The 25144-nt window shown below is 62.7% G+C and carries 27 protein-coding genes; 17 read left to right on the top strand and 10 right to left on the bottom strand.

Translation table 11 applies throughout. From position 1 onward, the window contains the following. Positions 1-37: 37 nt before the first annotated feature. Complete coding sequence (locus BB029_RS14230; protein WP_065939667.1) at positions 38-1192, bottom strand: mandelate racemase family protein; 1155 nt, start codon at positions 1190-1192, stop codon at positions 38-40. A gap of 359 nt (positions 1193-1551) precedes the next feature. Between BB029_RS14230 and BB029_RS14225 the strand changes: the two genes are divergently transcribed. Together BB029_RS14225 and BB029_RS14220 are read left to right on the top strand one after the other, a co-directional pair. After that, positions 1552-2277 (top strand): oligogalacturonate-specific porin KdgM family protein, encoded by a 726-nt coding sequence (locus BB029_RS14225; RefSeq protein WP_065939666.1) that lies wholly within the window; start codon positions 1552-1554, stop codon positions 2275-2277. Between the two features lie 81 nt (positions 2278-2358). Then, a complete protein-coding gene (locus BB029_RS14220; RefSeq protein ID WP_065939756.1) occupies positions 2359-3192 on the top strand; it encodes an NAD(P)-dependent oxidoreductase in 834 nt (277 codons plus the stop codon). Here BB029_RS14220 and BB029_RS14215 read toward each other — a convergent pair. Beyond that, positions 3132-3911 carry a FadR/GntR family transcriptional regulator gene (locus tag BB029_RS14215; protein ID WP_065939665.1) on the bottom strand — a complete coding sequence of 260 codons (780 nt, stop codon included), beginning with the start codon at positions 3909-3911 and terminating at the stop codon, positions 3132-3134. The two genes, BB029_RS14220 and BB029_RS14215, sit on opposite strands and share 61 nt — an antisense overlap. A 220-nt stretch (positions 3912-4131) precedes the next feature. On the opposite strand from BB029_RS14215, the gene BB029_RS14210 reads away from it, so the two are divergent. Continuing rightward, entirely contained in the window at positions 4132-4995 is an 864-nt protein-coding gene (locus BB029_RS14210) for a sensor domain-containing diguanylate cyclase (RefSeq protein WP_065939755.1), read from the top strand. A 62-nt stretch (positions 4996-5057) separates the two neighbouring features. Here the strand turns inward: BB029_RS14210 and BB029_RS14205 are convergent, their stop codons facing one another. From BB029_RS14205 to hpaA, 6 genes are all read right to left on the bottom strand, one after another. Beyond that, positions 5058-6506, bottom strand: a complete 1449-nt coding sequence (locus tag BB029_RS14205) for an amidase (RefSeq protein WP_065939664.1) — start codon at positions 6504-6506, stop codon at positions 5058-5060. A 2-nt stretch (positions 6507-6508) separates the two neighbouring features. Next, positions 6509-7741 (bottom strand): MFS transporter, encoded by a 1233-nt coding sequence (locus tag BB029_RS14200; protein WP_065939663.1) that lies wholly within the window; start codon positions 7739-7741, stop codon positions 6509-6511. Between the two features lie 10 nt (positions 7742-7751). After that, entirely contained in the window at positions 7752-8684 is a 933-nt protein-coding gene (locus tag BB029_RS14195; protein WP_065939662.1) for a transporter, read from the bottom strand. Between the two features lie 68 nt (positions 8685-8752). Then, on the bottom strand, positions 8753-9733 hold the full coding sequence (locus tag BB029_RS14190) for a helix-turn-helix domain-containing protein (RefSeq protein ID WP_065939661.1): 981 nt from the start codon (positions 9731-9733) through the stop codon (positions 8753-8755). 167 nt (positions 9734-9900) lie between these two features. Next, positions 9901-10323: a homoprotocatechuate degradation operon regulator HpaR gene (gene hpaR, locus BB029_RS14185; protein ID WP_027603497.1), complete on the bottom strand. Its 423-nt coding sequence runs from the start codon at positions 10321-10323 to the stop codon at positions 9901-9903. A gap of 173 nt (positions 10324-10496) precedes the next feature. Continuing rightward, on the bottom strand, positions 10497-11402 hold the full coding sequence (gene hpaA, locus BB029_RS14180) for a 4-hydroxyphenylacetate catabolism regulatory protein HpaA (protein WP_065939660.1): 906 nt from the start codon (positions 11400-11402) through the stop codon (positions 10497-10499). 161 nt (positions 11403-11563) lie between these two features. Here hpaA and BB029_RS14175 point away from each other — a divergent pair, with 161 nt between their 5' ends. From BB029_RS14175 to hpaI, 8 genes are all read left to right on the top strand, one after another. Beyond that, positions 11564-12232, top strand: a complete 669-nt coding sequence (locus tag BB029_RS14175; protein ID WP_065939659.1) for a fumarylacetoacetate hydrolase family protein — start codon at positions 11564-11566, stop codon at positions 12230-12232. Then, positions 12229-12999, top strand: coding sequence for a fumarylacetoacetate hydrolase family protein (locus BB029_RS14170; RefSeq protein ID WP_065939658.1), 771 nt, complete (start codon positions 12229-12231; stop codon positions 12997-12999). The genes BB029_RS14175 and BB029_RS14170 overlap by 4 nt, the downstream gene beginning before the upstream one ends. 5 nt (positions 13000-13004) lie before the next feature. Then, a complete protein-coding gene (gene hpaE, locus BB029_RS14165) occupies positions 13005-14465 on the top strand; it encodes a 5-carboxymethyl-2-hydroxymuconate semialdehyde dehydrogenase (RefSeq protein ID WP_065939657.1) in 1461 nt (486 codons plus the stop codon). A gap of 148 nt (positions 14466-14613) precedes the next feature. Further along, positions 14614-15471, top strand: coding sequence for a 3,4-dihydroxyphenylacetate 2,3-dioxygenase (hpaD, locus tag BB029_RS14160; protein WP_065939656.1), 858 nt, complete (start codon positions 14614-14616; stop codon positions 15469-15471). Positions 15472-15516: 45 nt separating this feature from the next. Then, the gene (locus BB029_RS14155) at positions 15517-15909 is read left to right on the top strand and encodes a 5-carboxymethyl-2-hydroxymuconate Delta-isomerase (protein WP_065939655.1); all 393 of its coding nucleotides are present in this window, start codon (positions 15517-15519) and stop codon (positions 15907-15909) included. A gap of 51 nt (positions 15910-15960) precedes the next feature. Then, complete coding sequence (locus BB029_RS14150; protein ID WP_065939654.1) at positions 15961-17265, top strand: MFS transporter; 1305 nt, start codon at positions 15961-15963, stop codon at positions 17263-17265. A gap of 12 nt (positions 17266-17277) precedes the next feature. Further along, positions 17278-18081 (top strand): 2-oxo-hept-4-ene-1,7-dioate hydratase, encoded by an 804-nt coding sequence (gene hpaH, locus BB029_RS14145; RefSeq protein ID WP_053139661.1) that lies wholly within the window; start codon positions 17278-17280, stop codon positions 18079-18081. A gap of 13 nt (positions 18082-18094) precedes the next feature. Continuing rightward, positions 18095-18898 carry a 4-hydroxy-2-oxoheptanedioate aldolase gene (hpaI, locus tag BB029_RS14140; RefSeq protein WP_065939653.1) on the top strand — a complete coding sequence of 268 codons (804 nt, stop codon included), beginning with the start codon at positions 18095-18097 and terminating at the stop codon, positions 18896-18898. A 41-nt stretch (positions 18899-18939) separates the two neighbouring features. Here the strand turns inward: hpaI and hpaR (BB029_RS14135) are convergent, their stop codons facing one another. After that, positions 18940-19362: a homoprotocatechuate degradation operon regulator HpaR gene (gene hpaR / locus BB029_RS14135; protein WP_027603487.1), complete on the bottom strand. Its 423-nt coding sequence runs from the start codon at positions 19360-19362 to the stop codon at positions 18940-18942. A gap of 239 nt (positions 19363-19601) precedes the next feature. Between hpaR (BB029_RS14135) and BB029_RS14130 the strand changes: the two genes are divergently transcribed. The 6 genes from BB029_RS14130 (at position 19602) to BB029_RS14105 (ending at position 24477) form a co-directional block, all read left to right on the top strand. Continuing rightward, positions 19602-20900, top strand: a complete 1299-nt coding sequence (locus tag BB029_RS14130; protein ID WP_027603486.1) for an FAD-binding oxidoreductase — start codon at positions 19602-19604, stop codon at positions 20898-20900. A gap of 31 nt (positions 20901-20931) precedes the next feature. After that, positions 20932-21297 (top strand): cupin domain-containing protein, encoded by a 366-nt coding sequence (locus BB029_RS14125; RefSeq protein ID WP_027603485.1) that lies wholly within the window; start codon positions 20932-20934, stop codon positions 21295-21297. A gap of 57 nt (positions 21298-21354) precedes the next feature. Further along, positions 21355-22014 carry a LuxR C-terminal-related transcriptional regulator gene (locus BB029_RS14120; protein ID WP_065939652.1) on the top strand — a complete coding sequence of 220 codons (660 nt, stop codon included), beginning with the start codon at positions 21355-21357 and terminating at the stop codon, positions 22012-22014. An 85-nt stretch (positions 22015-22099) separates the two neighbouring features. After that, the gene (locus tag BB029_RS14115; RefSeq protein WP_065923951.1) at positions 22100-22921 is read left to right on the top strand and encodes a molybdenum cofactor biosynthesis F family protein; all 822 of its coding nucleotides are present in this window, start codon (positions 22100-22102) and stop codon (positions 22919-22921) included. Further along, complete coding sequence (locus BB029_RS14110) at positions 22914-23714, top strand: SDR family NAD(P)-dependent oxidoreductase (RefSeq protein ID WP_065939651.1); 801 nt, start codon at positions 22914-22916, stop codon at positions 23712-23714. The genes BB029_RS14115 and BB029_RS14110 overlap by 8 nt, the downstream gene beginning before the upstream one ends. Next, a complete protein-coding gene (locus tag BB029_RS14105; RefSeq protein WP_065939650.1) occupies positions 23707-24477 on the top strand; it encodes an SDR family oxidoreductase in 771 nt (256 codons plus the stop codon). The genes BB029_RS14110 and BB029_RS14105 overlap by 8 nt, the downstream gene beginning before the upstream one ends. 23 nt (positions 24478-24500) lie before the next feature. Here BB029_RS14105 and BB029_RS14100 read toward each other — a convergent pair whose 3' ends face one another. Continuing rightward, the gene (locus BB029_RS14100; protein WP_065939649.1) at positions 24501-25130 is read right to left on the bottom strand and encodes a TetR/AcrR family transcriptional regulator; all 630 of its coding nucleotides are present in this window, start codon (positions 25128-25130) and stop codon (positions 24501-24503) included. Positions 25131-25144: the final 14 nt, after the last annotated feature.

Here is a 25144-nt window from a genome sequence, read left to right as displayed (position 1 = left end):
GATCAGCCCGACGGATGCCGGACTGACCCTGTACACGTCAGAAGCTTTTAAGCGTATGGGTCTCGATGAAGTTGAAATCGATGTCTTCACCCAGGCCCGGCAAGTCGGACAGGTGCACAAAACCGTCGTTGTCCATCGGGTCTACCAGACGCTTGAGGTAGGCCGGCACTTCGTCGTAATCCAGGTACGGGTGCAACAGGCCACGCTCATACCAGGTGCAGTTCTTGATCGCGCCGACCACGGCAAGGTTGGCCGCACCGTTGCCATGAATCTCGCAATCCATGCCGAAGGATTCAGCCAGGTGCGCAACCTTCAGGCACGGCGCAATGCCGCCGACGCCCGCCACACCGGCGCGCAAGATATCGCACACATCATGCTTGACCCAACTGGCGCGGCTCAGGTGTTTGCCGGACAGGGTTTCCGGGCCCAGCACCGGAATGTCCAACTGCCCCGCCAGCCAGGCATAGGACTCGGCGGACTCTTCCATCATCGGCTCTTCGAACCAGGCGAAGTCGAGCTTCTCCAGCTCACGCCCGATGTACAGCGCTTCGGTGCGGCTGTACCAGTGATAACCGTCGAGCATCAGGGCGATGTCCGGGCCGACCGCTTCGCGTACCGCCGCACAAGCCTGCACGTCGATGCGCGGGCTCGGGGCGAAGGACACCGGCGGCATCCAGGTGTGCAGCTTGATGGCCTTGTAGCCGCGCTGCACCAGGGTCTCGGCAAAACGCCCGTAGTCTTCCGGGGTCGCCAGGCCTCCGGGCAGTTCGTCGCCACACATGGTGGAGCCGTAGGCCGGCACCTTGTCGCGGAAACCGCCAATCAACTTGTGCACCGGCACACCCAGTTTGCGCCCGGCCCAATCCCACAGGGCCTGCTCCACCAGCGCCAGGGCGCGGTCGGTCAACTGACTGGCACTGCCGCGCTGCCAGTGCGCGAGGTCGTGCCAGATCTTTTCGCGATCGAAAGCGTTCTGCCCCACCAGCACTTTGCGCACGAAACCATCGAGTACATACGGGCGGATCAGCTCCGGGGCGCCGAAGGCATAACCCTCCTGGCCGTCTTCGGTCTGGATGCGCAGCAAAGCCATCTGCGCCTGGGTGACATCACCGGGGTGCGCATGGCCGGCACTGTCCACTGCGCGGCGGGTCGGGTAGGAAAATACCTGGACGTTGACTGCTGTGATTCTCATGGACGTCGTAAGCCTTCTTATTGGATTTGTGACGGAAGTGTCGTCTGTTGCGACCGATCATAGGTCATCGTACAACACTTGAAAAGACCCAATAACCCGCCCCTCTTCTGCATGCATTTTCAATAAATCCCGACAAAACCCTTATTTTTAAAGACAACCAAGGAATAACCTGGATTGCTGTAAAGCCCTATTCACTGGGCACATATATTTCAAGATGTTTCAAAACCACCGATAAGCCATAGACGAGTCATCTTGTCGTACGATAACGTATATCGGCACCTTAGATGAGAGCCATACGCAACAACCCACTGCCGTAGCAACCGTCAAACGACCCTAACAAAAACAAAAAAGAAGACCGTATGAACACCACCCTACGCACGCTCGTTACTGCCCTGACCCTCGGCCTGCCGCTGTATGTCAGCGCTGACTCTGCCAGCATCAACTACCGCCACCAGTTCACCGAGGAGGACAGCGCCCACGCTGACCGAATCAAGCTCAACTACCGCCTGGACAGTGGCCTGGGATTTGAAGCGGAAATGAAATACCGCACCGCCGGCGACCGTGAAGACGTCGCCTACGACAACATGGTCAACAACGGGCACGAGTTCACCGTGAGCTACAACTACAAACTCAGCGCGCAATCGACGTTGACCCCGGCGTTCCAGATGGACAGCTCGAAAGACTCGACCACCTACAAGTTCGGCCTCAAGTACAACTACAAGATCAACGACGCCTTCTACGCCGCCACGCGCTATCGCCTGGACGCCAAGAAGCTGGACCGCGACCAGGTCGACGAGGACTTGCCCGACCACATCAAGGATGACCAGACCACCCATCGTTTCGAGGGCTGGCTCGGCTACACGCCGGCCAGTAAGTGGGCGTACGAATATCAGTTCATCTACTTCAAGACTGACTACATCCGCTACGACAACAAGAAGAGCGATTACGAACAGAACCTGATCGTCAAATACAAGCTCACCAAGGAATGGGCCCCGTTCATGGAGATTGGCGATGTGAAGGTCAACGCCACGTCCGAAGACCGCCAGGCGCGGTGGCGCCTGGGCATCCAGTACAACTTCATGTAAAGCACCCACGACTTGCCTGGCGAGTGCGCATCGCTCGACAGGCAAGCCACCTGCATTCAGCGTTCAATGGAAGACCTGACCATGACCACACCACCCAAACCCTTCACGCGCATCTTGCTCACCGGCGCTGCCGGCGGCCTGGGGCAAATCCTGCGGAACACCTTGCAGGCCCATGCCGACAGCGTCCGCGCATCGGACATCAGCCCCATGACCCCCAGCCGGGGTGAGCACGACGAAGTGATCACCTGCAACCTGGCCGACAGGGCCGCCGTGGCGGCGCTGGTCAACGGAGTCGACGCCATCGTTCACCTGGGCGGGATTTCCGTGGAGCGGCCGTTCGAGGAGATTCTCGACGCCAATATTCGCGGCACGTTCCACATTTATGAGGCGGCGCGACAGCAGGGGGTCAAGCGGATTGTGTTTGCCAGTTCCAACCACGTCACCGGTTTCTATCCCCAGGACGTTGAACTGGACGTGCACTCACCACGCCGTCCGGATGGCTACTACGCCCTCTCCAAGGCCTACGGCGAAGACCTGGCGGCGTTCTACTTTCACCGCTATGGGATTGAAACCGTGAGCTTGCGCATCGGCTCGTCGTTCCCCGAGCCGCGCAACCGGCGGATGCTGTCGACCTGGCTGAGTTACGCCGACCTGGACCACCTGGTGACGCGCGCCCTGCTGGCCAAGGATGTGGGACACAGTGTGGTGTATGGCGTCTCGGCCAATCGCGATCGCTGGTGGAGCACCCGGCACACCGAGCACCTGGGCTTTGCGCCCAAGGACAGTTCGGAAGCGTTTCGCGCCAAGGTCGAGCAGCAACCGCCAGCGGCGGCCGATGAACCGGGCAGCCGGCTTCAGGGCGGCGCGTTCACCGCGGCCGGGCCGTTCGACAACTCGGCGGCGGCGGCTTCATAGGCCCGGCGCATACGCTCGCGGCTGTTGGACAGGTGCAGGCGCATCGCCGCCCGAGCCGCATCGGCGTCACGGCGCAGGATGGCTTTGTAGATGTCCTCATGCTCACGACTCAAGCGCTCCAGGAAGGGCTCCTTGTTATCGTTGGCCAGGCGTTTGGAGTGCAGGCGTGTACGCGGCAGGATGTTGAGTCCCAGGTGCAACATGATGTCGGTGAAATAGCGATTGCCCGTGGCCAGCGCGATCTGCTGGTGGAACTGAAAGTCTGCCGACACCGCGTAGTCGGCACTCACCGCCCGTGAGTTGAGCGCATCCAGCGAGTCGCGCATCACCTGCAATTGCTCGTCGGTGCGCCCCACGCACGCCAGGCCGGCAGCCTCCACCTCCAGGCTGATGCGCAACTCCAGCACGGCCAGCACATCCTGCAAGGTCACGATGCTGTCCGGGTCGATGCGAAACCCGCTGGGGCTCGGGATATCCTTCACAAAGGTGCCGACGCCGTGCCGGGTTTCCACCAGGCCCGAGGCCTGCAGGCGCGAAATGGCCTCGCGCACCACCGTGCGGCTCACCCCATGTTCGGCCATCACTTCGGATTCGGTGGGCAGCTTGGTGGCACGCGGCAGCTCACCGGAACAGATACGCCGGGAAAGCTCGGTGACCAGTTCTTCGGCCAGGCTGCGGTGCCGGCGGCGAACGGTGGGCTGGACGTTCGGGTTGTCCATCAAGAACGGGTATCTCGGTTGGCGGAGGAACGCGCATCATAGCGCATTCGGTTGTACGACAACCCTCCCTGTGGCTCCCAGCGCCTCCCACTACGCGAAAAGCCTCTGCCAGGCCGCTCTCAGCGGCTGCCGAGCGGACTAAAAATGTGCAGGATTGCTCGACGCCCCTGCTCATGATCGGGCTATGATCGACCGATATGAACCGGACGCCCGATACCCCATGCCCGTTGACCTGCAAGCGCTGTACCCGAAACTGATCCACCTGATGCTGGATACGGTATTTGTCGTCGACGGCGACAGCCAGATTGTCTTCGTCAGCGATGGCTGCGAGGCCCTGCTCGGCTACCGGGCCGACGAACTGGTCGGCACCCTGATCACCCACTACATGCACCCGGAAGACCTGGCGCGCACCCGAGCCTCGATTGTGCGGGTCATGAATGGCCAATCCCATGTCGACTTCCGCAACCGCTATCTACGCAAGGACGGCAGTGTGGTGCACATCCTGTGGGCGGCCTTCTGGTCCAAAGAGGTGGGCGCACGAATCGGCGTCGCACGGGACGTGACGGCGCTTACCCAGGCCGAAGAAGAACTGCGCTTCCTTGCCCACCATGATCCGCTGACGGGCCTGACCAACCGCTCACTGTTCAATGATCGGCTGGACCAGGCCCTGCACAGTGCGCAGTCCCACAACCGCGGCCTGGCGTTGCTGTTCCTGGACATCAATGACTTCAAGGGCATCAACGATGTACATGGCCATGCCATGGGCGATCGCGTGCTGTGTGCGATCGCCCGACGCCTGGAACGCTGCGTACTCGACAGCGACCTGGTGGCGCGGATGGGCGGTGATGAGTTCACGGTGCTGTTGACCGACATCCCGTCGCGGGAGGCTATTTCTGTCAGGGTGGTGCAGATACTCGCGGTCATGGCCGAGCCGCTGGGGCCCGAGTTTGGTGGGGTGAAGATGCCGTCCTGCAGCATCGGCGTGGCGGTTTATCCCCAGGACGGAGAGGATGCCGACACCCTGCTCAGCCATGCGGACGGTGATATGTACCGGATAAAAAGGCAGCGATTGGCGGCTGAATGACCAGAAGGCGTTTTGCATCAGGCAGGTCGGTCCACCCGCCCGATGCAGAAGCCCTCAGAGGCTCACAACCGACAGGCGTTGACCGGCGGAACCCGACCGCGCCAGGGCTGGGCCCGCTCCAACTGCCCCGCAAGGGCCAGCAGGGTACTTTCTTCGCCAAAGCGCGCGGCGAAGTGGGCGCCCATCGGCAGGCCGGCAGCGCTCCAGTACAACGGTACCGACATCGCCGGTTGCCCGCTGGCATTGAACAGCGCCGTGAACGGTGAGTAGCTGTGGAACCGTTCGATCAGTTCCTCCAGGCTCAAGCGGTCGTCTTGCAGGTCCAGCTCCCCGATCGGTACCGGCTCGCGGGCCAGGGTCGGCGTGAGGATCAGGTCGTAATCCTGCATGAATACCGCCAACTGCCGGCCCAAGGCATGAATCCATTCCACGGCACCGGCGTACTGCGCACCGCTGACAGCCCCTTTGCAGCGCAGGATAATGCGGGTGCGGGCTTCCAGCTCCTCAGGCTGCACGGCGGAACCGCGCATCTGCCCCAACACATCGACGTAGTGACGCGTGCTCGCACCGATGATGGTGAAGACCTGATCGAGAAATGCCGGCAGCGCCACCGGCAAATTGACCGGTTCAACGCGGTGGCCCAGGGATTCGCACAACCTGGCGGCCTGGCGTACGGCTTGCACACTTTCGCCGGAGGTCGGCCAAGGCCCGAGCTGCTCGACCAGGGCGATCCGCAGCGGCCGAGGGTCCTGCTGCAGCGCGGTGACATAGGGCTGCGCCTGCAGCGGCGCGGCATAGGGTGCGCCCAGGTCGATCCCGGCCGTGGCATCCAGCAGCGCGGCGCTGTCACGTACCGACAAGGTAATCGCATGGGGGCTGCCCATGCCGGCCCAGCCCTCGCCGATCATCGGCCCGGAAGGCAACAGCCCGCGGCTGGGCTTGAGGCCGAACACCCCACAGCAGGACGCCGGCACACGCAAGGAACCGCCGCCATCGTTGCCATGGGCAAACGGTACGACGCGCGCCGCCACCAAGGCTGCCGCGCCGCCACTGGAGCCGCCGGCACTGTGGGCGATGTTCCAGGGGTTGCGCGTGGCGCCAAAGCGGTTGGACTCGGTGGAATACGAGGTGCCGAATTCGGGTGAGGTGCTGGTACCGACAATCACGCACCCGGCACGGCGGATACGGCTGACGTGTTCGGCTTCAACGTCAGCGCGAGCGCCTCCCAACGCCTGCGAGCCATTGGTCATCGCCGCGCCGTTGACCGGCGAAAACAGGTCCTTGATCAGGGTCGGCACCCCGGCAAACACAGCGTGGCCGGGGCGCGACGCGCGCACCGAGTGGCGGGCCGAATCATAAAGCCGTTCGGCCACCGCATTCAGCTGCGGTTCGACCCGTTCGATACGCTCGATCACCGCTTCCAGCAGCTCGCCGGGCTGCACCTCACCGCGCCTGACCCATTCGGCCAAACCGGTGGCGTCTTCGCTGTCCAGCAGGTTGTGGATGTCCATGCTTATCTCCTCTTGATTACGAATGACTGGGTCAGCGCTTTGCGCCGTGCTTGCAGGCCTGCCAGTGCCCAGGCCAGGGCCGAGGCAAAACTGGCGCAGGCCAGCCACAGGATTGAACGACGCACGTCACCCGAGTAAACGCTGAGCACGGCCACCACCAGCGGGCTGACAAATTGACCGAAATACAGAAACGCCGTGAACCCACCCAAGCCGCGCCCGCGGGTTTTCGCGCTCAGGGCATTCATCACCGGCGCCATCGCGTTGGGCACCAGCAGCCCGGCGCCCAGGCCATGGATCAGCACGGCCACCAGCACCATGCTGTAGCTCGGTGCGCGCATCAGCAGCCACAACCCCAGGCCCAGCAGGCTCAGCAACAGCGCATTGCAACCGGGGATGCCGATGCGCCGGCGCAGCAGCGGCCAGGCTAACGAACCGCCCAAGGTCGCCAGCAGACTGCCCCCCGCCGACAGCCCGATCATCGTGCTTGAAGTGATGCCGAGGCTGACAAGTAAAACCGGCGCCTGGATCGGCACGATAAAACTCAGCACCATCCCACTGAGGATCAGCAGATAACCGAGCACCAACGGCAGCACGGCCACCCTGCCCTGTTCAGCCACCTCGACGGGCTGGCGGGCGGCGGCGGGTTCCCACAGCACCTTGATCATCATCGGTATCAACAGCAGTGGCAGCAGGTACAGCAGGAATGGCAGGCGCCAGGAGTGTTCGCCCAACGCGCCGCCCACGACATAGAACAGCGAGCCGACCAAACCGATGGTGACCACTTGCCGATTGATGTAGCGCAGCCGTTCCTCGCCGTGCCAATAGTCGGCAATCAGCGTCGCGCAACAGGTCATCACCGCCGCCTCCGCCGCGCCGAACAGCAGGCGTACACCGACGATGGCGGGCAAGTTATCCAGCAGCGCCGGGATGGCCCCGAGCACGGCATACAACAGCGTGGCGATTACCAGCAACGCCTTGCGCCCGACCCGGTCGGCCAACCAGCCGGCCAGGGGGGCGCACAGCGCAATCGCGAGTGCCGGCCCGGTGACCGCCAAGGGCACCAGCAGGGCGGCGCGCGGTTCCAGCGCACCGAACTCGGCTCCCAGCTTGGGCAGGATCGGCGCGACCATGGCCGCGCCCATGATGGTCAGGCTGCTGCCCAGCATCAGCACCAGCCCTTCACGGCGCCCGGTGGCTTGCCGCGGCGAGGGGGAATCGGAATGTGATGAGTTCATGGCCAGCCCCTTAGAAACTTTGAGAAATGCGCAGTGCCACGGTGTAACCCTCGGCACGGTTGCGGGCATCGGTTTCCTTGTAGGCGTGCAGCCAAATGGGCGGCAGACCGGGCTTGAAGTAACTCACGGCCGGCCCGACAGCCAGCACCCGCGCCCGGTTGCCCGATTGCAGCCCCGGCGCGTCGTCATCGCTGAACTGACGGTAGTAGTAACCGCCCAGGCCCAGGGTCCACGGCCCTACATGCTGGCCCACGGCAAATTCGTGGCGGTACTCGACACCGTTCTTGTAGTCGGTCGCGGGGTTGCGGGTATTGACGTCCACCTCAACGCTTGAGGAAACCTCGAAGCCACCGTCGGTGATGTAGGTGGCGTTGACGATCGGCGAGAACGTCCAGTGATTGAGCCCTGGGGAGATCAAACGATTCTTGTCGTAGTCACCGGTGGGCGCCTGGATCTGCAGTTGCGTGTTGATAAACAGGTTCGGCGACAGGTTCCACTGCAGGATCACCGGCAGAAACTGCATGTCGGCCATTCGAAACGGATCGGCCTCCAGGCTCAGCGGGCCGGCCGGGGTCGGTACCTTGACGGAAGCGTCCATCTTGAAGAACGGTACCACCACGCCGAAACCATAGTTGGCGCCCAGCACCGTGTGATCGGTCATGCGCATGTAGGCGACGCCGATGGACAACACATCCAGTGAGAAGCGGTTGTCGACGGAGCGACCGTTACGGTCCTTCTGCACATTGGCCGAGTAAAACGCCGTGCGCAGCCCCACGGTCCCGAACGGCGTGGCCGGCGGCATCATCCCCGCGCCGAAATCGTACACACCGACAGCGGTGGTCGGCGCACCGTTCTCGGTGGCCTGGACACTGGCGCAGCAACCCAGCAGCCCCAGGGTGAACAGCGTCATGCGTGTGGCGCTTGCATTATTGTGGTGAATCATCGAATGCCCCTCCCATCAAGTGGTGTGGGCCATCCTAGTAACGCGCAGAGTGCGGCGGTTATCCGTTTTCAGCAGAGTTGCGTGCGACGCAGGGTCTGGGAAGGGCTTTCGCCAAACATGGTGCGGTAATCGCTTGCGAACCGGCTCAAATGCCAGAAGCCCCAGCGCGCCGCGACTTCCTGTACGCCGTGGGCTTGGGTGCTGGTTCGCAGTTCGCGGCGCACCGCATTGAGGCGCAGTGCCCGCAGATAGGCCACCGGGTTGATGCCCAGGGTCTCCTGAAAACAGTACTGGAGTTTGCGCCGGCTGGCGCCGATGTGGTTGCACAGGTCGAGGATCGACAGCGGCTCGTCGAGGTGACTCAACGCATATTCGCGGGCGCGATCGACCATCCTTTTGCGCGCCGTGGGGTTGAGGGGTGGCGCCTGGTCCGGGGCGATCAACTCCAGCATATGCAGCATCACCGCATCGCGGATGCCGCGGCGGATCGAGTCATGCCCGAGCACGGCATCGCAGCCCGCCAGCTCGTCGAACAACGCCGCGAGGTCACGTTGCACGGATGAATCACCCAAGCGGTAACACCTGGGAAGATCGGTAATTCGAAATTGAATGCCCTGGCACTCCAGCACATGTTCCAGGGCGTGCTCTTCGATGGCCACGCCGAGCAGGTCCAGGTGCTGTGGAGTGTGCAGCTCGGGCAGGTTTTCACCGTGGGCCACCAACAGGCTGGGCTCGTGGATCGGATGCCCCGAGCAATACACCGGGCCGTCGGCACTCAAGGGAATGCTGAAGGTGATCGCACCTTTCCAGGCCACACCACTCTTGACCATGGCCTGATTAGAGCGGTCGCGCACCAGTTGCATCCAGTCCGAGCGGAACTCCAGCAACTCACCGGCAAAGGAGCCGGGTGACAACTGATCGTAGCGAACCTGCCAGCCGCCCATATTGCGAGCGTGCTCATCGATGTCGCTGGTCAGGAAACGCTGGAGGGGTAACGCCGGTGGAAGCACCACCGAGGCCGCAGGCATCTGCACATTATTATTGTTCATTGACCTAACCTTTTTCAGTTGCAAGGCTTACAGGTCGTATCGCACGCAAGTTCCATTCCGAACCCGGGGCAGCGCGTGCATGTGTGCCGAAAATGGATAGTGAGGATGTGCGCACGCGATGCCAGCCTCGGGCAAACACGTTCACCTGTTAATGATTTTTTTCACCTTCAAGGCTTGATGTTTTTCAGCTCATTGAGCAAGTCCAGCAGCTGCTGCATTTTCTCCGCGCCAAACTGCGCTTCGATTTTCTGGTAGTTGCTTTCCATGCCCTCGCTCATGGAGACGAAACACTGCTGGCCGCGCTCGGTGAGGCCCACGAACACCCGGCGCTGATCCTGGCTGGACTTCTGCCGGCGCACCAGGCCGTCGCGCTCCAGGCGCGTCAACACTCCGGTCATGCTCGGTTTCAGGATGCAGGCCTGCTGGGCGAGTTGATGGCTTTCGAGTTCGCCCTGCTGGCGCAGGATCCGAATGACCCGCCACTGTTGCTCGGTCAGTGCATGCTTGTTCAGCGCCGGGCGGAAGAACGCCATTGCGGCTTCACGGGCTTGCAGCAGGGTCAGGGTCAGCGAAGGTCTGGGGTTGGCCATATCGGCACCAATTGGATGGGCGAGTCGGCAGCTTAGTGTCGCCGGCCAACCGCTGCAAGCGGCCTGGGGGCTGTGAAAAGTACAATCGGTTCGGCGTAAAAGCCATTCTGTTGCACCACGGCGATGCTCATGATGATCCGCACAAGATCAACAAGACCTCCCTTATGCCTGGCTCAACGCAATCCCGATTGGCGCTGGCGGTACTCCCCCGGAGTGAGCTGGGCGTAACGCTGGAAAAAACGACTGAAATAGGCCGGGTCCTTGAACCCCAGCTGATAGCAGATCTCGTTGGCCGAGCTGCCGGTAAACAACAGCAGGCGCTTGGCTTCCTGCATCAGGCGCTCCAGGATCAGGCGCTTGGACGGCAAGTCGGCAATGCGCCGGCACACATCATTGAGCCGCGCCTCTGTCACGCCGATGCCCTGGGCATAGCGCGACAACGGCCAGTGTTGCTGGTAGTGCGCTTCGATCAGCTCGTTGAAGCGGTGGAAGATTTTCAAGTCTTCGTGACGGGCGGGCGTGGCTTTCAACGAGTTCGAACACAGCCGCAACAGGCTGATCATGATCAACCGCGTCAGGCTGTCCAGGGCTGCGCTGCGCCCGGAACGCTGGGCTTTTACCTCTTCGCGCAGTTCCTCGAACAGATAATCCAGGCGGCGGATATCGCCCGCGTATTGCGGCGCCAACTGCGTCAGGGCGACACACGCGGCCGGCAATTGCACACCGGCCGGCGCCAGGCTGGCGTCGGCTTCGATCAGTTGCCACACCAATTGCTGACGCACCGTGAGCACATGCCCATCACTGTCGGCCTCGGTCACAAACGAGTGCGGCACCGTGGGTGGCGTGAGGAAGAACATCGGCGCGGACTCGACGTATTGCTGGTCGTCCAGGTACACGCGCACGGTGCCGCTTTTTACGTAGTGAACCTGGAAGAACCGGTCATGCCGGTGAACGGGCATGTTGCGCCCGAAGAAATCCGCCAGGTTGGCCAGCTTGTCGTAATGGACTTCGGCGTCGCTGTAGCGCTGGTCGTACACCTGGCCAATGTTGATGTTCGGGATGGGTTGACGGTCGCTCATCGCACGCTACTCGTTTTTATTGTGATTGCCCTGATGCAGCGGTGCTCACCCTGCAAGCACCCCGTGGACAGTCTACACCCTTGACGATAGTTAACATCTTAATTATAACTGTTAACACATTAACTAAATGCAAGGCCGCCATGGCCCTGCCAGGAGAACCCATGAGCCGTGCCTTGCATGACATCGCGACCGGCACCCTTTTCGGTGTCGCGCTGAACTACCAGGGGTTGCTCAAGCAGCGCCTCGCCGAATTCGAACAGCCGCCGTACCAGAAACCGCCGGTCAAGCCGGTGCTGTTCATCAAGACGCCCAACACCCGCAACCAGCACGGCGCCGAGGTGGTGCATCCCGGCCAGGGCGAGCGCCTGCAACCTGGGCCGGCATTGGGGGTGGTGATGGGCAAGAGCGCCAGTCGCGTCAGCGCGGCCGAAGCCCTCGACTACGTGGCCGGCTACACCCTGGTCAATGAGTTCAGCCTGCCGGAAGACAGCTACTACCGCCCCGCCGTCAAAGCCAAATGCCGCGATGGGTTCTGTGCCATCGGGCCCGAGCTGATCCCCACCGCACAGGTCTCGAACCCGCACAATCTCGCGATCACGCTGTACGTCAACGGCGAGGTTCGCCAGCACAACACCACGGCCAACTTCGTGCGCAACATTCCATTGTTGATCGCCGAGATCAGCGAATTCATGACCCTGCACGCAGGCGACGTGCTGATCACCGGCACGCCTGAAGGCCGGGTGGATGTGCAGCCCGGCGACACCGTGGAGGTCGAGATCAGCGGCCTCGGCCGCCTGGTCAACCACATCAAGGCAGAGGAGCTCCCATGAAACACGCCCGTATTCGCTTTGAAGGTGAAGTCCATTCGGTACAGGTCGAAGCTGAAAACGCCGTGCGCCTGGCCGACGGTCGCCTGTTGGCCGAAGACCAGGTGCAATGGCTGCCACCGGCCACCGGCAGCATGTTCGCCCTGGGCCTGAACTATGCCGACCACGCCGCTGAACTGGCGTTCAAGCCGCCGACCGAACCCCTGGCGTTTATCAAGTCCGTGGGCACCTACACCGGCCACAACCAGGTGACCTGGCGCCCGGATAACGTCGCCTACATGCACTACGAGTGCGAGCTGGTGGCCGTCATCGGCAAGCCGGCGCGCAACGTCAAGCGCGAAGACGCCCTGGATTACCTGGCGGGCTACACGGTGTGCAACGACTACGCGATTCGCGACTACCTGGAAAACTACTACCGCCCCAACCTGCGCGTGAAGAACCGTGACACCACCACGCCCGTCGGCCCATGGATCGTCGATGTGGCCGATGTGCCGGACCCGAGCAACCTGAAACTGCGCACCTGGATCAACGGCGAGTTGCGCCAGGAAGGCAGCACCAGGGACATGATTTTCGACATTCCCTACCTGATCGAATACCTGTCCAGCTTCATGACCCTGCAACCCGGCGACATGATCGCCACCGGCACCCCCGAAGGCCTGGCCGACGTCGTGCCTGGCGATGAAGTGATTGTGGAAGTCGAAGGCGTAGGTCGCCTGGTTAACCGAATTGTCAGCGAAGCGGCGTTCTTCAGCGCCCGTAAAGAGGCTTGAGCAGCATGATCAAACATTGGATCAACGGCCGTGAGGTCGAAAGCAAAGACGTGTTCGTCAACTACAACCCGGCCACTGGCGAAGCCATCGGTGAAGTCGCCAGCGGCGGCGCCGAGGAAGTCGCGCAAGCCGTGGCGGCGGCCAAGGAAGCCTTCCCGAAATGGGCGGGCACCCCGGCCAAGGAACGGGCGCGCTTGATGCGCAAGCTGGGTGAACTGATCGAACAGAACGTGCCGCACCTGGCCGAACTGGAAACCCTCGACACCGGCCTGCCGATTCACCAGACCAAAAACGTATTGATTCCCCGCGCCTCGCACAACTTCGACTTTTTCGCCGAAGTCTGCACGCGCATGGACGGCCACAGCTACCCGGTCGATGACCAGATGCTCAACTACACCCTGTACCAGCCGGTGGGTGTCTGCGCGCTGGTATCGCCGTGGAACGTGCCGTTCATGACCGCCACCTGGAAAACCGCGCCGTGCCTGGCCCTGGGCAATACCGCGGTGCTGAAAATGTCCGAGCTGTCGCCGCTGACCGCCAACGAACTGGGGCGCCTGGCGGTGGAGGCCGGAATTCCAAAAGGCGTGCTCAATGTCATCCAGGGTTACGGCGCCACCGCCGGCGATGCCCTGGTGCGTCACCCCGATGTCCGCGCGATTTCCTTCACTGGCGGCACTGCCACCGGCAAGAAAATCATGCAGACCGCCGGGCTGAAAAAGTACTCCATGGAACTGGGCGGCAAGTCGCCGGTGCTGATCTTCGAAGACGCCGACCTGGAACGTGCCCTCGACGCCGCGCTGTTCACCATCTTCTCGCTCAACGGCGAACGCTGCACCGCCGGCAGCCGGATCTTTATCCAGGAAAGCGTGTACCCGCAGTTCGTCGCTGAGTTTGCCGCGCGCGCCAAGCGCCTGATCGTCGGCGACCCACAAGACCCGAAAACCCAGGTCGGCTCGATGATCACCCAGGCCCACTACGACAAGGTCACCGGCTACATCAAGATCGGTATGGAAGAAGGCGCCACCCTCCTCGCCGGTGGCCTGGAGCGCCCGGCCAACCTGGCGGCGCACCTGAGCAAAGGCCAGTTCATCCAGCCCACGGTGTTCGCTGACGTGAACAACAATATGCGTATCGCCCAGGAAGAAATCTTCGGCCCGGTGGTGTGCCTGATTCCGTTCAAGGACGAAGCCGAAGCCTTGCAACTGGCCAACGATACCGAATACGGCCTGGCGTCTTACATCTGGACCCAGGACATCGGCAAGGCGCATCGTCTGGCCTATGGCATCGAAGCGGGCATGGTGTTCATCAACAGCCAGAACGTGCGCGACCTGCGCCAACCGTTCGGTGGCGTGAAGGGCTCCGGCACCGGCCGTGAAGGCGGCCAGTACAGCTTCGAAGTGTTCGCCGAGATCAAGAACGTGTGCATTTCCATGGGAAGTCATCACATCCCGCGCTGGGGCGTGTAAGCCGGACACAACAACGCGTCCTGTAGGAGCGAGCTTGCTCGCGAAGAATCCGCAGGCGCCGCCGGCTAACGGAAGTGCTGCGTTATCGTTGATGTTTTTCGCGAGCAAGCTCGCTCCTACAAAAGAATAAATACTCAGGAGAATGATCATGGGCGAAGTAGTTCTGGCAGCAAAGATCTGCCACGTACCCTCGATGTACTTGTCGGAGCTGCCTGGCAAGCACCACGGCTGCCGCGATGCGGCGATTGCCGGGCACAAGGAAATCGGTCGGCGCGCCCGCGAGCTGGGCGCCGATACCGCCGTGGTGTTCGACGTGCACTGGCTGGTCAACAGCGCCTATCACGTCAACAGCGGCGAGCACTTCAAGGGCATCTACACCAGTAACGAACTGCCGCACTTCATCAAGAACATGGCCTACGAATACCCCGGCTGCCCGGAGCTGGGCGAGCTGATCGCCGCCGAGGCCAACGCCGCCGACGTGCGCACCCTGGCCCACAACATCCCGAGCCTGGAGCTGGAGTACGGCACCCTGGTGCCGATGCGCTACATGCACATGGGCGTACCGGACGAGCAGACCTTCAACGTCGTTTCGATTGCCGCCTGGTGTGCCTGGCATCGCCTGCAAGACAGCTTCACCTTCGGCGCCGCCGTGCGCCGGGCCATCGAGAAGAGCGATCGCAAAGTCGTGGTGCTGGCCTCGGGGTCGCTGTCGCACCGCTTCTCCGACGACCGCAATGCCGAAGCCAATATTCATAACTGGACCCGTGAATTCGACAAGCAGGTCGACCTGCATGTGGTGGAACTGTGGCGCCAGGGCCGCTGGAAAGAGTTCTGCGCCATGCTCCCGGACTACGCCGAGCATTGCTTTGGCGAAGGCAAGATGCACGACACCGCCATGCTTCTCGGTTTGCTCGGCGGGCCGGACTACGACAAGCCGGCCGAGATCATCACCGAACCCTTCGGCAGCTCGGGCACCGGGCAGATCAACGCCATTTTCCCTGTTTGACCGCATGGCCGCGCGGCATCCCCGCGCGGCCTGAAGGAGCCATTCATGCCTCACTTCATTGCTGAATACACCGACAACATCGAACAGCAGGCAGACCTGCCGGGCCTGTTTGAAAAAGTCCACGCCAGCCTGGGCGCCAGCGGCGTGTTTCCCCTGGGCGGCATCCGCAGCCGTGGCGTGCGCCTGGACACCTGGCGCATGGCCGACGGCAAGCATGACTACGCGTTCGTGCACATGACGTTGAAGGTCGGCCATGGCCGCGACCTGGCGACACGGCAGCACGTCGCCGAGCGCCTGTTCGAGGTCATCACCCAGCACTTCGCCGCGCTTCAGGCCCGGCGCCTGCTGGCCTTGTCGTTTGAAATGCTCGAACTGCACGAGCAGCTCAATTTCAAGCAGAACAACGTGCATGCGTTCCTCAAGGCGCAGGTCGGCTAAAGCACCCTGCCCGTTCACACCCTCGGCCTCTCAGATAAAAAGTATAAAACCATGAGCACAGCCCATACCGCCGACAACCTCGGCCAGGTCGCAAGCGACCGTACCCACAGCACCATCACCTGGCGGCTGATGCCGTTGTTGCTGATCTGCTACCTCTTCGCCCATCTCGACCGCATCAACATCGGCTTCGCCAAGATGCAGATGAGCGCGGACTTGAACTTCAGCGACACGGTCTATGGCTTCGGCGCCGGCCTGTTCTTCGTGGCCTACGCGCTGTTCGGCGTGCCCAGCAACATGGCCCTGGACCGTGTCGGCCCAAGACGTTGGATTGCCACGCTGATGGTGGTGTGGGGCGTGCTGTCGACCTGCATGTTCCTGATCGACAGCGCCATGGGCTTCTATGTGCTGCGCTTTTTGCTGGGGGTGGCCGAGGCCGGTTTCTTCCCGGGCATCCTGGTGTTTCTGAACCGCTGGTACCCGGCCGGGCGTCGCGCGCAAGTCACCGCCCTGTTTGCCATCGCAGTGCCGATGGCCGGGGTGATCGGCGGCCCGCTTTCCGGCGGCATCCTTGAACACTTCCACGACCTGGGCGGCCTGCGCGGCTGGCAATGGATGTTCGTCATCGAAGGCGCCCCCGTGATTCTGCTCGGGCTGGTGGTGCTCAAGTGCCTGCCGGACAGCTTCGAGACGGTCGAATGGCTGGCGCCGGAACAGAAGCAACACCTGCGCGAGCAACTGCACCGGGAAGAACACCGCAAATCCATCACCTCGTTTTCCGCCATTCTCAGCAACCCACAGGTGTGGCTGCTGGTGGCGGTGTACTTCGCGGTGATGCTGGCGGTCAACACCCTGGCGTTCTGGATGCCGACGCTGATCCACGGCGCCGGCATCGGCAGCGACGGCAAGGTCGGCCTGCTCAGTGCGGTGCCGTACCTGGCCGGGTGTTTTTTCATGATCGGCTGCGGGCGTTCGTCCGACCGCCAGCGTGAACGCCGCTGGCACCTGTGCGTGCCCTTGCTGATGTCGGCCGCCGGCATTGCCATCGCCGGGCTCGCCCCCGCCAACCCGGCCGTGGTGCTGGGCGGCCTGATCGTCGCCGGCATGGGCGCCAGCGCGGCGTTGCCGATGTTCTGGCAACTGCCTCCCGCGTTCCTCTCCAATAACACCCAGGCCGCCGGGATCGCCCTGATCAGCTCGTTCGGCAGCATCGCGTCATTCTTCGCGCCCTACCTGATCGGCTGGATGCGCGACACCACCCAGAGCGCCAGCCTGGCCCTGTACGTCCTGGCGCTGCTGATTGCTCTCGGTGGCCTGCTGGTGCTGCGCACCCGGGCAGCCATCGTCAACCCTCAATAAGAGACTCTTGCCATGCTTGATCAATCGCTCATTTTGCAAGCCGCCGCGCGCCTCGACCAGGCCGAACGTTCACGCGAACAGGTGCGTCAGTTTTCCCTCGATCACCCGGCGATCACCCTCGACGACGCCTATGCCATCCAGCGCGCCTGGGTCGCGCAAAAAATCAAGGACGGGCGCAAGCTGGTCGGCCACAAGATCGGCCTGACCTCCCGGGCCATGCAGGTCTCGTCCAATATCACCGAGCCGGATTACGGCGCGTTGCTGGACGACATGTTCTTCGATGAAGGCACCGACATCCCCTTCGAGCGCTTTATCGTGCCGCGCGTCGAGGTGGAGCTGGCGTTTATCCTGGGCAAACCGCTGAAAGGCCCGAACGTGACGGTGTTCGACGTACTCGACGCCACCGAATGGGTGATCCCGGCGCTGGAGATCATCGATGCGCGCATCCAGCAGGTCGACCCGCACACCAAGGCGACCCGCAAGGTGTTCGACACCATCTCCGACAACGCCGCCAACGCCGGCGTGGTCATGGGCGGGCGGGCCGTGCGGCCCACCGAGATCGACTTGCGCAAGGTGCCGGCGGTGCTTTACCGCAATGGTGTGATCGAAGAGTCCGGCGTCTCCGCCGCCGTGCTCAATCACCCGGCCAAGGGCGTGGCCTGGCTCGCGAATAAACTGGCCGCCTATGACGTCACCCTGCAACCCGGGCAAATCATCCTGGGTGGCTCCTTCACCCGCCCGGTGGCGGCCAACCCTGGCGATACCTTCCATGTCGACTACGACATGCTGGGTTCGATTGCCTGCCGATTCGTTTAACGGGAGAGTGCTCATGGACATGCCTGTCAACACCTTCAAACATCGCCTGCGCAGCGGTGAAACCCAGATCGGCCTGTGGCTGGGCCTGGCCGATGCCTATTGCGCGGAACTGGCCGCCAACGCCGGTTTCGATTGGCTGCTGATCGACGGCGAACATGCGCCCAACGACCTGCGCGGCCTGCTCGGCCAGCTCCAGGCCGTGGCGCCCTACCCCAGCCAACCGGTGATTCGCCCGGTGATCGGCGACACCGCGTTGATCAAGCAAGTCCTCGACATTGGCGTACAGACCTTGCTGGTGCCCATGGTGGAGAGCGCAGAACAGGCGCGTACGCTGGTGAAAGCCATCCATTATCCGCCCAAGGGCGTGCGCGGCGTCGGCAGTGCGCTGGCCAGGGCTTCACGCTGGAACAGCATTGCCGGTTACCTCGACCACGCCGATGAGCAGATGTGCCTGCTGGTGCAGATCGAAAACCGCGAGGGCCTGGCCAACCTGGAGGCGATTGCGGCGGTGGAAGGCGTCGACGGGGTGTTTATCGGGCCGGCGGACCTGAGCGCGTCGATGGGCCATCGCGGCAACCCCGGCCACCCCGAGGTGCAGGCCGCCATCGAAGACGCCATCGCGCGCATCCGCAACGCCGGCAAAGCCGCCGGCATTCTCAGCGCCGACCAGGCACTGGCGCGGCGCTACATCGAACTGGGCGCGGCGTTCGTGGCGGTGGGTGTCGACACCACGGTGCTGATGCGCGGGCTGCAAAGCCTGGCGGCGGCCTTTAAGGACTCACCGGCGCCTGCCGTCACGGCCGGCGGCGTCTACTAACGCAGCCTCGCTTGCGCTCGGCAGCTGTGGGGCTAGCTTAACTAGCGCTTGAGGGTTTTCAGTTCGTTGAGCAAGGTCAGCAAGGTCTGCAACTTCTCTTCGCCAAACCCCGCCTGCAAGCGCTGGTAATTGGCTTCCATGCTCTGGCTCATCGAGTCGAAACAGGCTTGGCCCTTCTCGGCCAGCCGCACCAGCACGCGGCGTTGGTCCTGTTGCGCCTTGCGCCGCTCAACCATGCCTGCCGCTTCCATGCGCACCAGCACTCCGGTCATGCTCGGCTTGAGGATGCACGCCAGCTCGGCCAGGCGATTGATCTCAAGCTCCTCATGCTGGCTGAGGATCCGAATGACCCGCCATTGCTGCTCGGTCAGTCCGTGTTGATTGAGCGAAGGGCGAAAAAACCCCATGGCGGCTTCACGCGCATGGAGCAAAGTGAGGGTCAGGGATTGGCGCGGTTTGGACATGGATGGCGGCGTCGCAATTGGTTAACAGATTAACAACATTCTAGCATTGGCGATTGTTGCCCGTGTGCGGCTTTACCGCGCGGCCGGATTCAAGGTTGATGATTGGCAGCCACGGTCAAGAGCGGCGGCACACAGAATCAAGACACCTACCGCTCGGAAGGCACCTAATACACCCCAACAGGCACAGAGCTTCGTGTCGGCTCTGCAGTGAGTTTCCCTTCACTTTTCCAGGCTGCGCCATGATCAATATCGAAACGCCGACCTACTACTCGGCAACCAAGAAATACAACCTCAGTTTCCCCACCCTCGAACAGGACGTGGAAGCCGATGTGGTGGTGATTGGCGGCGGTTTCTCCGGCATCAACACCGCACTGGAACTGGCCGAAAAAGGCATCACCAACATTGTGGTGCTCGAAGCGCGCTACTTGGGCTTCGGCGGCACGGGTCGCAATGGTGGGCAGATCATGGCGGGGATCGGCCATGACCTGGAGAAAATCAAGAACCAGGTCGGCGACGAAGGCCTGCGCCAGATCTTTGAAATCAGCGAGCTGGGCGCCGGCATCATCAAGGATCGCATCGCCAAGTACGCGATCGACGCCGACTTCTGCCACGGCTACGGCTACATGGGCTTCAACGCCCGCCAGGAAAAAACCCTGCGCGCCTGGGAGAAGGACTTCAAGTCAATCAACACCAAGGACGAAATCCGCTTTATGGCGGGGTCCGAGGTCAAGCAGATCATCGGTTCCGATGCCTACACCAGCGCGCTGCTGCACATGGGCGGCGGGCACGTGCACTCGCTGAACCTGCTGCTGGGCGAAGCCAAGGCCCTGGCCGGCCACGGCGTGCGCATTTTTGAGCACAGCCCGGCCCTGGAAGTCAGTTATGGCGAACGCATCACCGTGCGCACCGGCCGAGGCTCGGTCAAAGCCTCCAAGTTGCTGTGGGCCTGCGACAGCTTCCTCAACAAGCTGGAACCGGAACTGCACAAGACCACGGTCAATACCTACGCCTTCCAGTTGATGACCGAACCGCTATCCGACGAGCTGATCAACCGCATCAGCCCGATTCGCGGCGCCTACAGCGATATCCGCCCGGTGATCGACTACTACCGGGTCACCAACGAAAACCGTTTGCTGTTCGGTGCCGCCACGCCTTTCGTCGAGCACATCCCGCTGGACCTCAAGGCCTGGAACCGCAACCTGATGCTGAAGATTTTCCCCTACCTCAAGGACGTGAAGATCGACCTGGCGTGGGGCGGGCCGATGGCGACCGGGGCCAACCTGTTCCCGCAGATCGGCACGCTCAGCGGGCGCCCGAATGCCTTTTATGTGCAGGGCTACGCCGGCTTCGGGGTCACGCCCAGCCACATCATCTGCAAGGTCCTGGCCGAAGGCATGAGCGAAGGCTCGTCGCGCTACGACCTGATCAGCGCGGTCAAGCATGCGCAGATCCTGGGCAAGGACCATATCCGCCCGCTGCTGCTCACGGCCGGCAAAAGCCTTCATCAACTTTCGGGCTACTTCAACGGTCGCCGTTGAGCCCCGCTGTTTCATTCACAGGAGAACTGCCATGCCCGTTACCCCCCTGAAGAAAGACATCCAATTATCCGACCTCGATGCCTGGGGCACCGTTGCCGACCTCGGCTCCGAGATCCTCGAAGGCGAAGTCAAAGCCTTTGGCAAAATGACCTTCGGCGCCCCGACCGACGCCGTCAGCAGCGCCTATTTCGGCACCACCCAAGGCAAGTTCCGCATGGTCTACCCGTTCGCCGAACAAGCCACGGTGGTCACCGGCGAAGTGGTGCTGACCGACGAAAGTACTGGCCAGAGTACCCGCTACAAAGCCGGCGACAGCTGGTTCGTGACCCAGGGCACGCCGGTGCTGTGGGAGGTGGTAAGCGAGAGTTTTGTGAAGCACTATTTCGCGGTAGTCTGATCGCTCCCCTCTGCCGGCTTCGGCCGGCAGCGTTTGTTCCGGCGCAGGTGACTGACCATGCACGCCATCCCCGCTCAGGAAGTCGCCGGCCATTGCCTGCAGGCTTTCACTCAACTGGTGCCCGCCAGCCAGGCAGCGTTCTATTGTGTCGACCGCCAGTTGCAGGCCCGTGATTTCAGGCTGCAAGGCATGAGCGGTGAGATGCACCGCGACTACCTCGACAACTACCGCCAATTCGACCCGTTGCAACCGCGCAATTGCCTGTCCAGCGGGCTGGCGGTGGTGCCGCTGGGGTTCGCCATGGCCCGCCAGCCCCTGCGTGACAGCCGCCGCTATCAAGACTTCCTGCAACGCTACGGTGTGGTCGATGTGGTGGAGATCGTCGCCCATCGCGCCGACCAGCCCCAGGCGGCCATCTCCTTGCTGCGCACGGCGGAGCAAGGGGTGTTTACCCCCGACCAACTGGCTCAGCTCAATGCCTTGCAGGCATTGCTGCAAATGGCGGTGGCCAATATGCAGCCCTGCGACGATGCATTGGCCGGGCTCACGCCCAGGGAACGCCAGATTGCATGGTTATTGCGTCAGGGTGCGAGCAACAAGCAACTGGCCCTGGAGCTGGATGTCGGCCTGCCGACCATCAAGACGCACTTGATCCACCTGTTTCGCAAAACGGGTGTGAGCAGTCGTACCGAACTGGTCGCCGCGCTGTTTCTGTAAGCCGCCTCAACCCTTTGGTTGATAGGCGCGCCAAGTTGCCAACCGCATGATCCGGGGTGTCCATTCCCTCAACCGGAGCCATGCAATGACCACTTCATCCGACTGGATCACCGTAGGCGCCCTCGCCGATGGTTTTGCCCCCGACGCGTTTATCCTGCCCAACCTTGCCGACCTCAACGGCAAGGCCTTCACCCTGCACTTCGCCAACGGCTGGCAGATCGAGCATCGCTTCGACACCGAGCAGTTGCACTGGCACGCCGCCGACGGTCACTCCAGCGGTTCGGCCGCCTACCGCGCCACCTCGGTCCGCCCGGGCCTGTACCTGGTCGACTTCATCAAGCATGAAGCCGGCCAGGCTTGGTCGATCAGCCTGGTGCTGGACACCACCACGTCGTCGTTCACCGCCGTGATCGGGCGCATGCCGGACCGCGAACAAACCGAGCAAGGCCTCTACAGCCGCGCCCTGGCCGGCAAGGCCCTGACCTCGGTGGACGTGGACTTCCTGCACGGCAGCCTGGATCAACCCTGGCAGCCGGGCCAATGCCCGCACGCGCCCACCCAGGAACTGACCGGCCTGCGCAACCTGTATCGCTACAGCCCCAGCGAAGTCTACGAGCACATCTACCTGAACGATCAGTTCTATGCCTGGCAATGCCTCAAGGGCGTGGAGCAAGGCCTGTGCGATACCGATCGCTGCCACTACTACAAGATTGCCGATCAGCTGTACCTGTTCGTCTGGCGCGAAAAAATCATCCCGACCCTCGGCCTGGTGCTGATCGACCTGCAACAGCACCGCAGCGACGGCAAGATCTTCGGCTATGCCGGCGCGTCGTTCGATGAGCTGTCGAACTTTCCGGTCAGCTCCTACTGCCAAGTGCTCAACCGCACGGAGTATCCCGATGCCTGATCCACGTACCGTTGTCATCACCGGTGCCGGCACGGGCATCGGTGCCGCCTGCGCGCGCTTGTACGCCGCCGAAGGCGCCAACCTGGTGCTCATCGGCCGCCGCCGCGAGCCGCTGGAGCAGGTTGCGCAAGACACCGGCGGCCTGATGCTGGTCGGCGATGCGGCCTGCCCGGCCACCTGGGAGGGTTTCGTTGCGCAGATCGGTGAGCGCTACGGCCGCCTCGATGTGCTGCTGGCCTGCGCCGGCGGGCATGGCGTGGGCAGCGCCACCCAGACCAGCCCGCACACCTGGGAGGCGGCCTTGCGCAGCAATCTGGACAGTGCGTTCTACAGCGCCCGCGCCTGCCTGCCGCTGCTGATCGAAAGCGCCGGCAATATCGTGCTGCTCGGCTCCATCGCCTCGCTGGCCGCCGGGCCCGACGTATGCGGCTACACCACCGCCAAGCATGCGCTGCTCGGGCTCAATCGCTCCCTGGCGCGGGATTACGGCCCACGCGGCGTGCGGGTGAACGCGGTGTGTCCCGGCTGGGTTACCACGCCCATGGCCGACGTGGAAATGCAGCCGTTGATGAGCTTCCATGGCGACACCCTGCAGCAAGCCTATGCCCGCGTATGCGCCGACGTGCCGTTACGGCGCCCCGCCAGCGCCGAGGAAATCGCCAAGGTGTGCCGCTTCCTGGCCAGCCCGGATGCCGCGATCATCACCGGCGCCAGCGTGGTCGCCGATGGCGGTTCGAGCATCGTCGATGTACCCACGCTGGCTTACGTCCATATGGAGCGTGCACATGCCTGAAGACTTGGATTTCAGCGGCAAGACCGTGCTGGTCACCGGCGGCGCCCAGGGTATCGGCCAGGCCATCGTCGAGGCGTTCGCCTGGCGTGGCGCCCGCGTCATGATCGCCGACCTGCGCCTGGCACAAGCCCAGGCATTGGCCGAGGGCTTGCGTGCGCGCGGCTGCCGGGTCGAGGCCATCGCGCTGGACCTGGCCGAGGCGACGGCGGTGTTCGAAGGCATCAAGGGCATAGAGCTGGCCTGGGGCCGCCTGGATATCCTGGTGCACAACGCCGGCTACTTTCCGTTGACAGCGTTCGCGCAGATCACCCCGGCCATGCTTGAACGCACGCTGGCGGTGAATCTCTCGGCCCTATTCTGGCTGACCCAGGCCGCCTTGCCGATGTTTCAACGCCAAGGCAGTGGCTGCGTGCTGGTCACCTCATCGGTCACCGGGCCACGGGTCGCCTATGCGGGGCTCAGCCACTACGCGGCGTCCAAGGCCGGGGTCAACGGTTTTATCCGCAATGCCGCGCTGGAGCTGGCGACTTACCAGGTGCGCGTCAACGGCGTCGAGCCAGGGATGATTGCCACGCCGGCCATGGATAACCTGGGCGACAGCCAGGTCAATGCCGACATCGCCAGCCGCGTGCCCCTGGGACGCCTCGGTGCCGCTCAGGATATTGCCGGGGCCATGCTGTTCCTGGCCTCCGATCTGGCGACCTACATCACCGGGCAGACCATCGTGGTGGACGGCGGGTCGACGCTGCCTGAGGTGAAATGACCTCTGTCGGGATGTAAACCGGATCAAATCTGGGAGGGGCGGTGTATCCGTTGAATAGCGCTCGCCCCTTCAAGCAGCGACAGTGAATCACTGAACACCCGCGACAACGCTGCAAGCCGTTTGACGTAACCCTGGGGCGTCGAATAGATCAGCTCCACATGCAGGCTGTCGACGATACCCAGGTAAGCGTCACAAAACACCTCAAGCGCCTCGGGCCGTACCATCCTGTACCGCCCTTGCGCGGCACGCTGGAAATCCTCGCGAATGCTCGCCAGGTACCCCTCAAATCCTGCCGTAATGACCCTGCGAATATCCGCCGGCGGAAAGTAGGCCGTGCGCAACAGGAAGCGCAGGTGCGCCGACCCTGCATAGCGCCCGCGCAATCGCTCAAGGTGTAATTGCCCAGGCACGCCGGGGTGCCCGGCCTCTTCCTTGAAGCACTGCGCGATGTACTGGTGTTCATGGGCCAGGGCAATCTCGAAGACTGTCTGAAACAGCGCGTCCTTACTGACAAAGTGCGCGTACAGCGAGGCCTTGCGCATGCCCGCCCCGACCGCGATTTCGTTCAGCGATGAAGCGTCGTAGCCATAAGCGGCAAAGTGTTCGACCGCGACTGCGCAAATGTTATGGGCCGACAGGGTGAGCGGTTTCATTGATCCATCGATAC

Source organism: Pseudomonas sp. S3E12, assembly GCF_001702295.1.
Classification (GTDB): domain Bacteria; phylum Pseudomonadota; class Gammaproteobacteria; order Pseudomonadales; family Pseudomonadaceae; genus Aquipseudomonas; species Aquipseudomonas marginalis.
The sequence above is the reverse complement of the archived record's forward strand: the minus strand, read 5'-3'. Positions and strand labels throughout refer to the sequence as shown.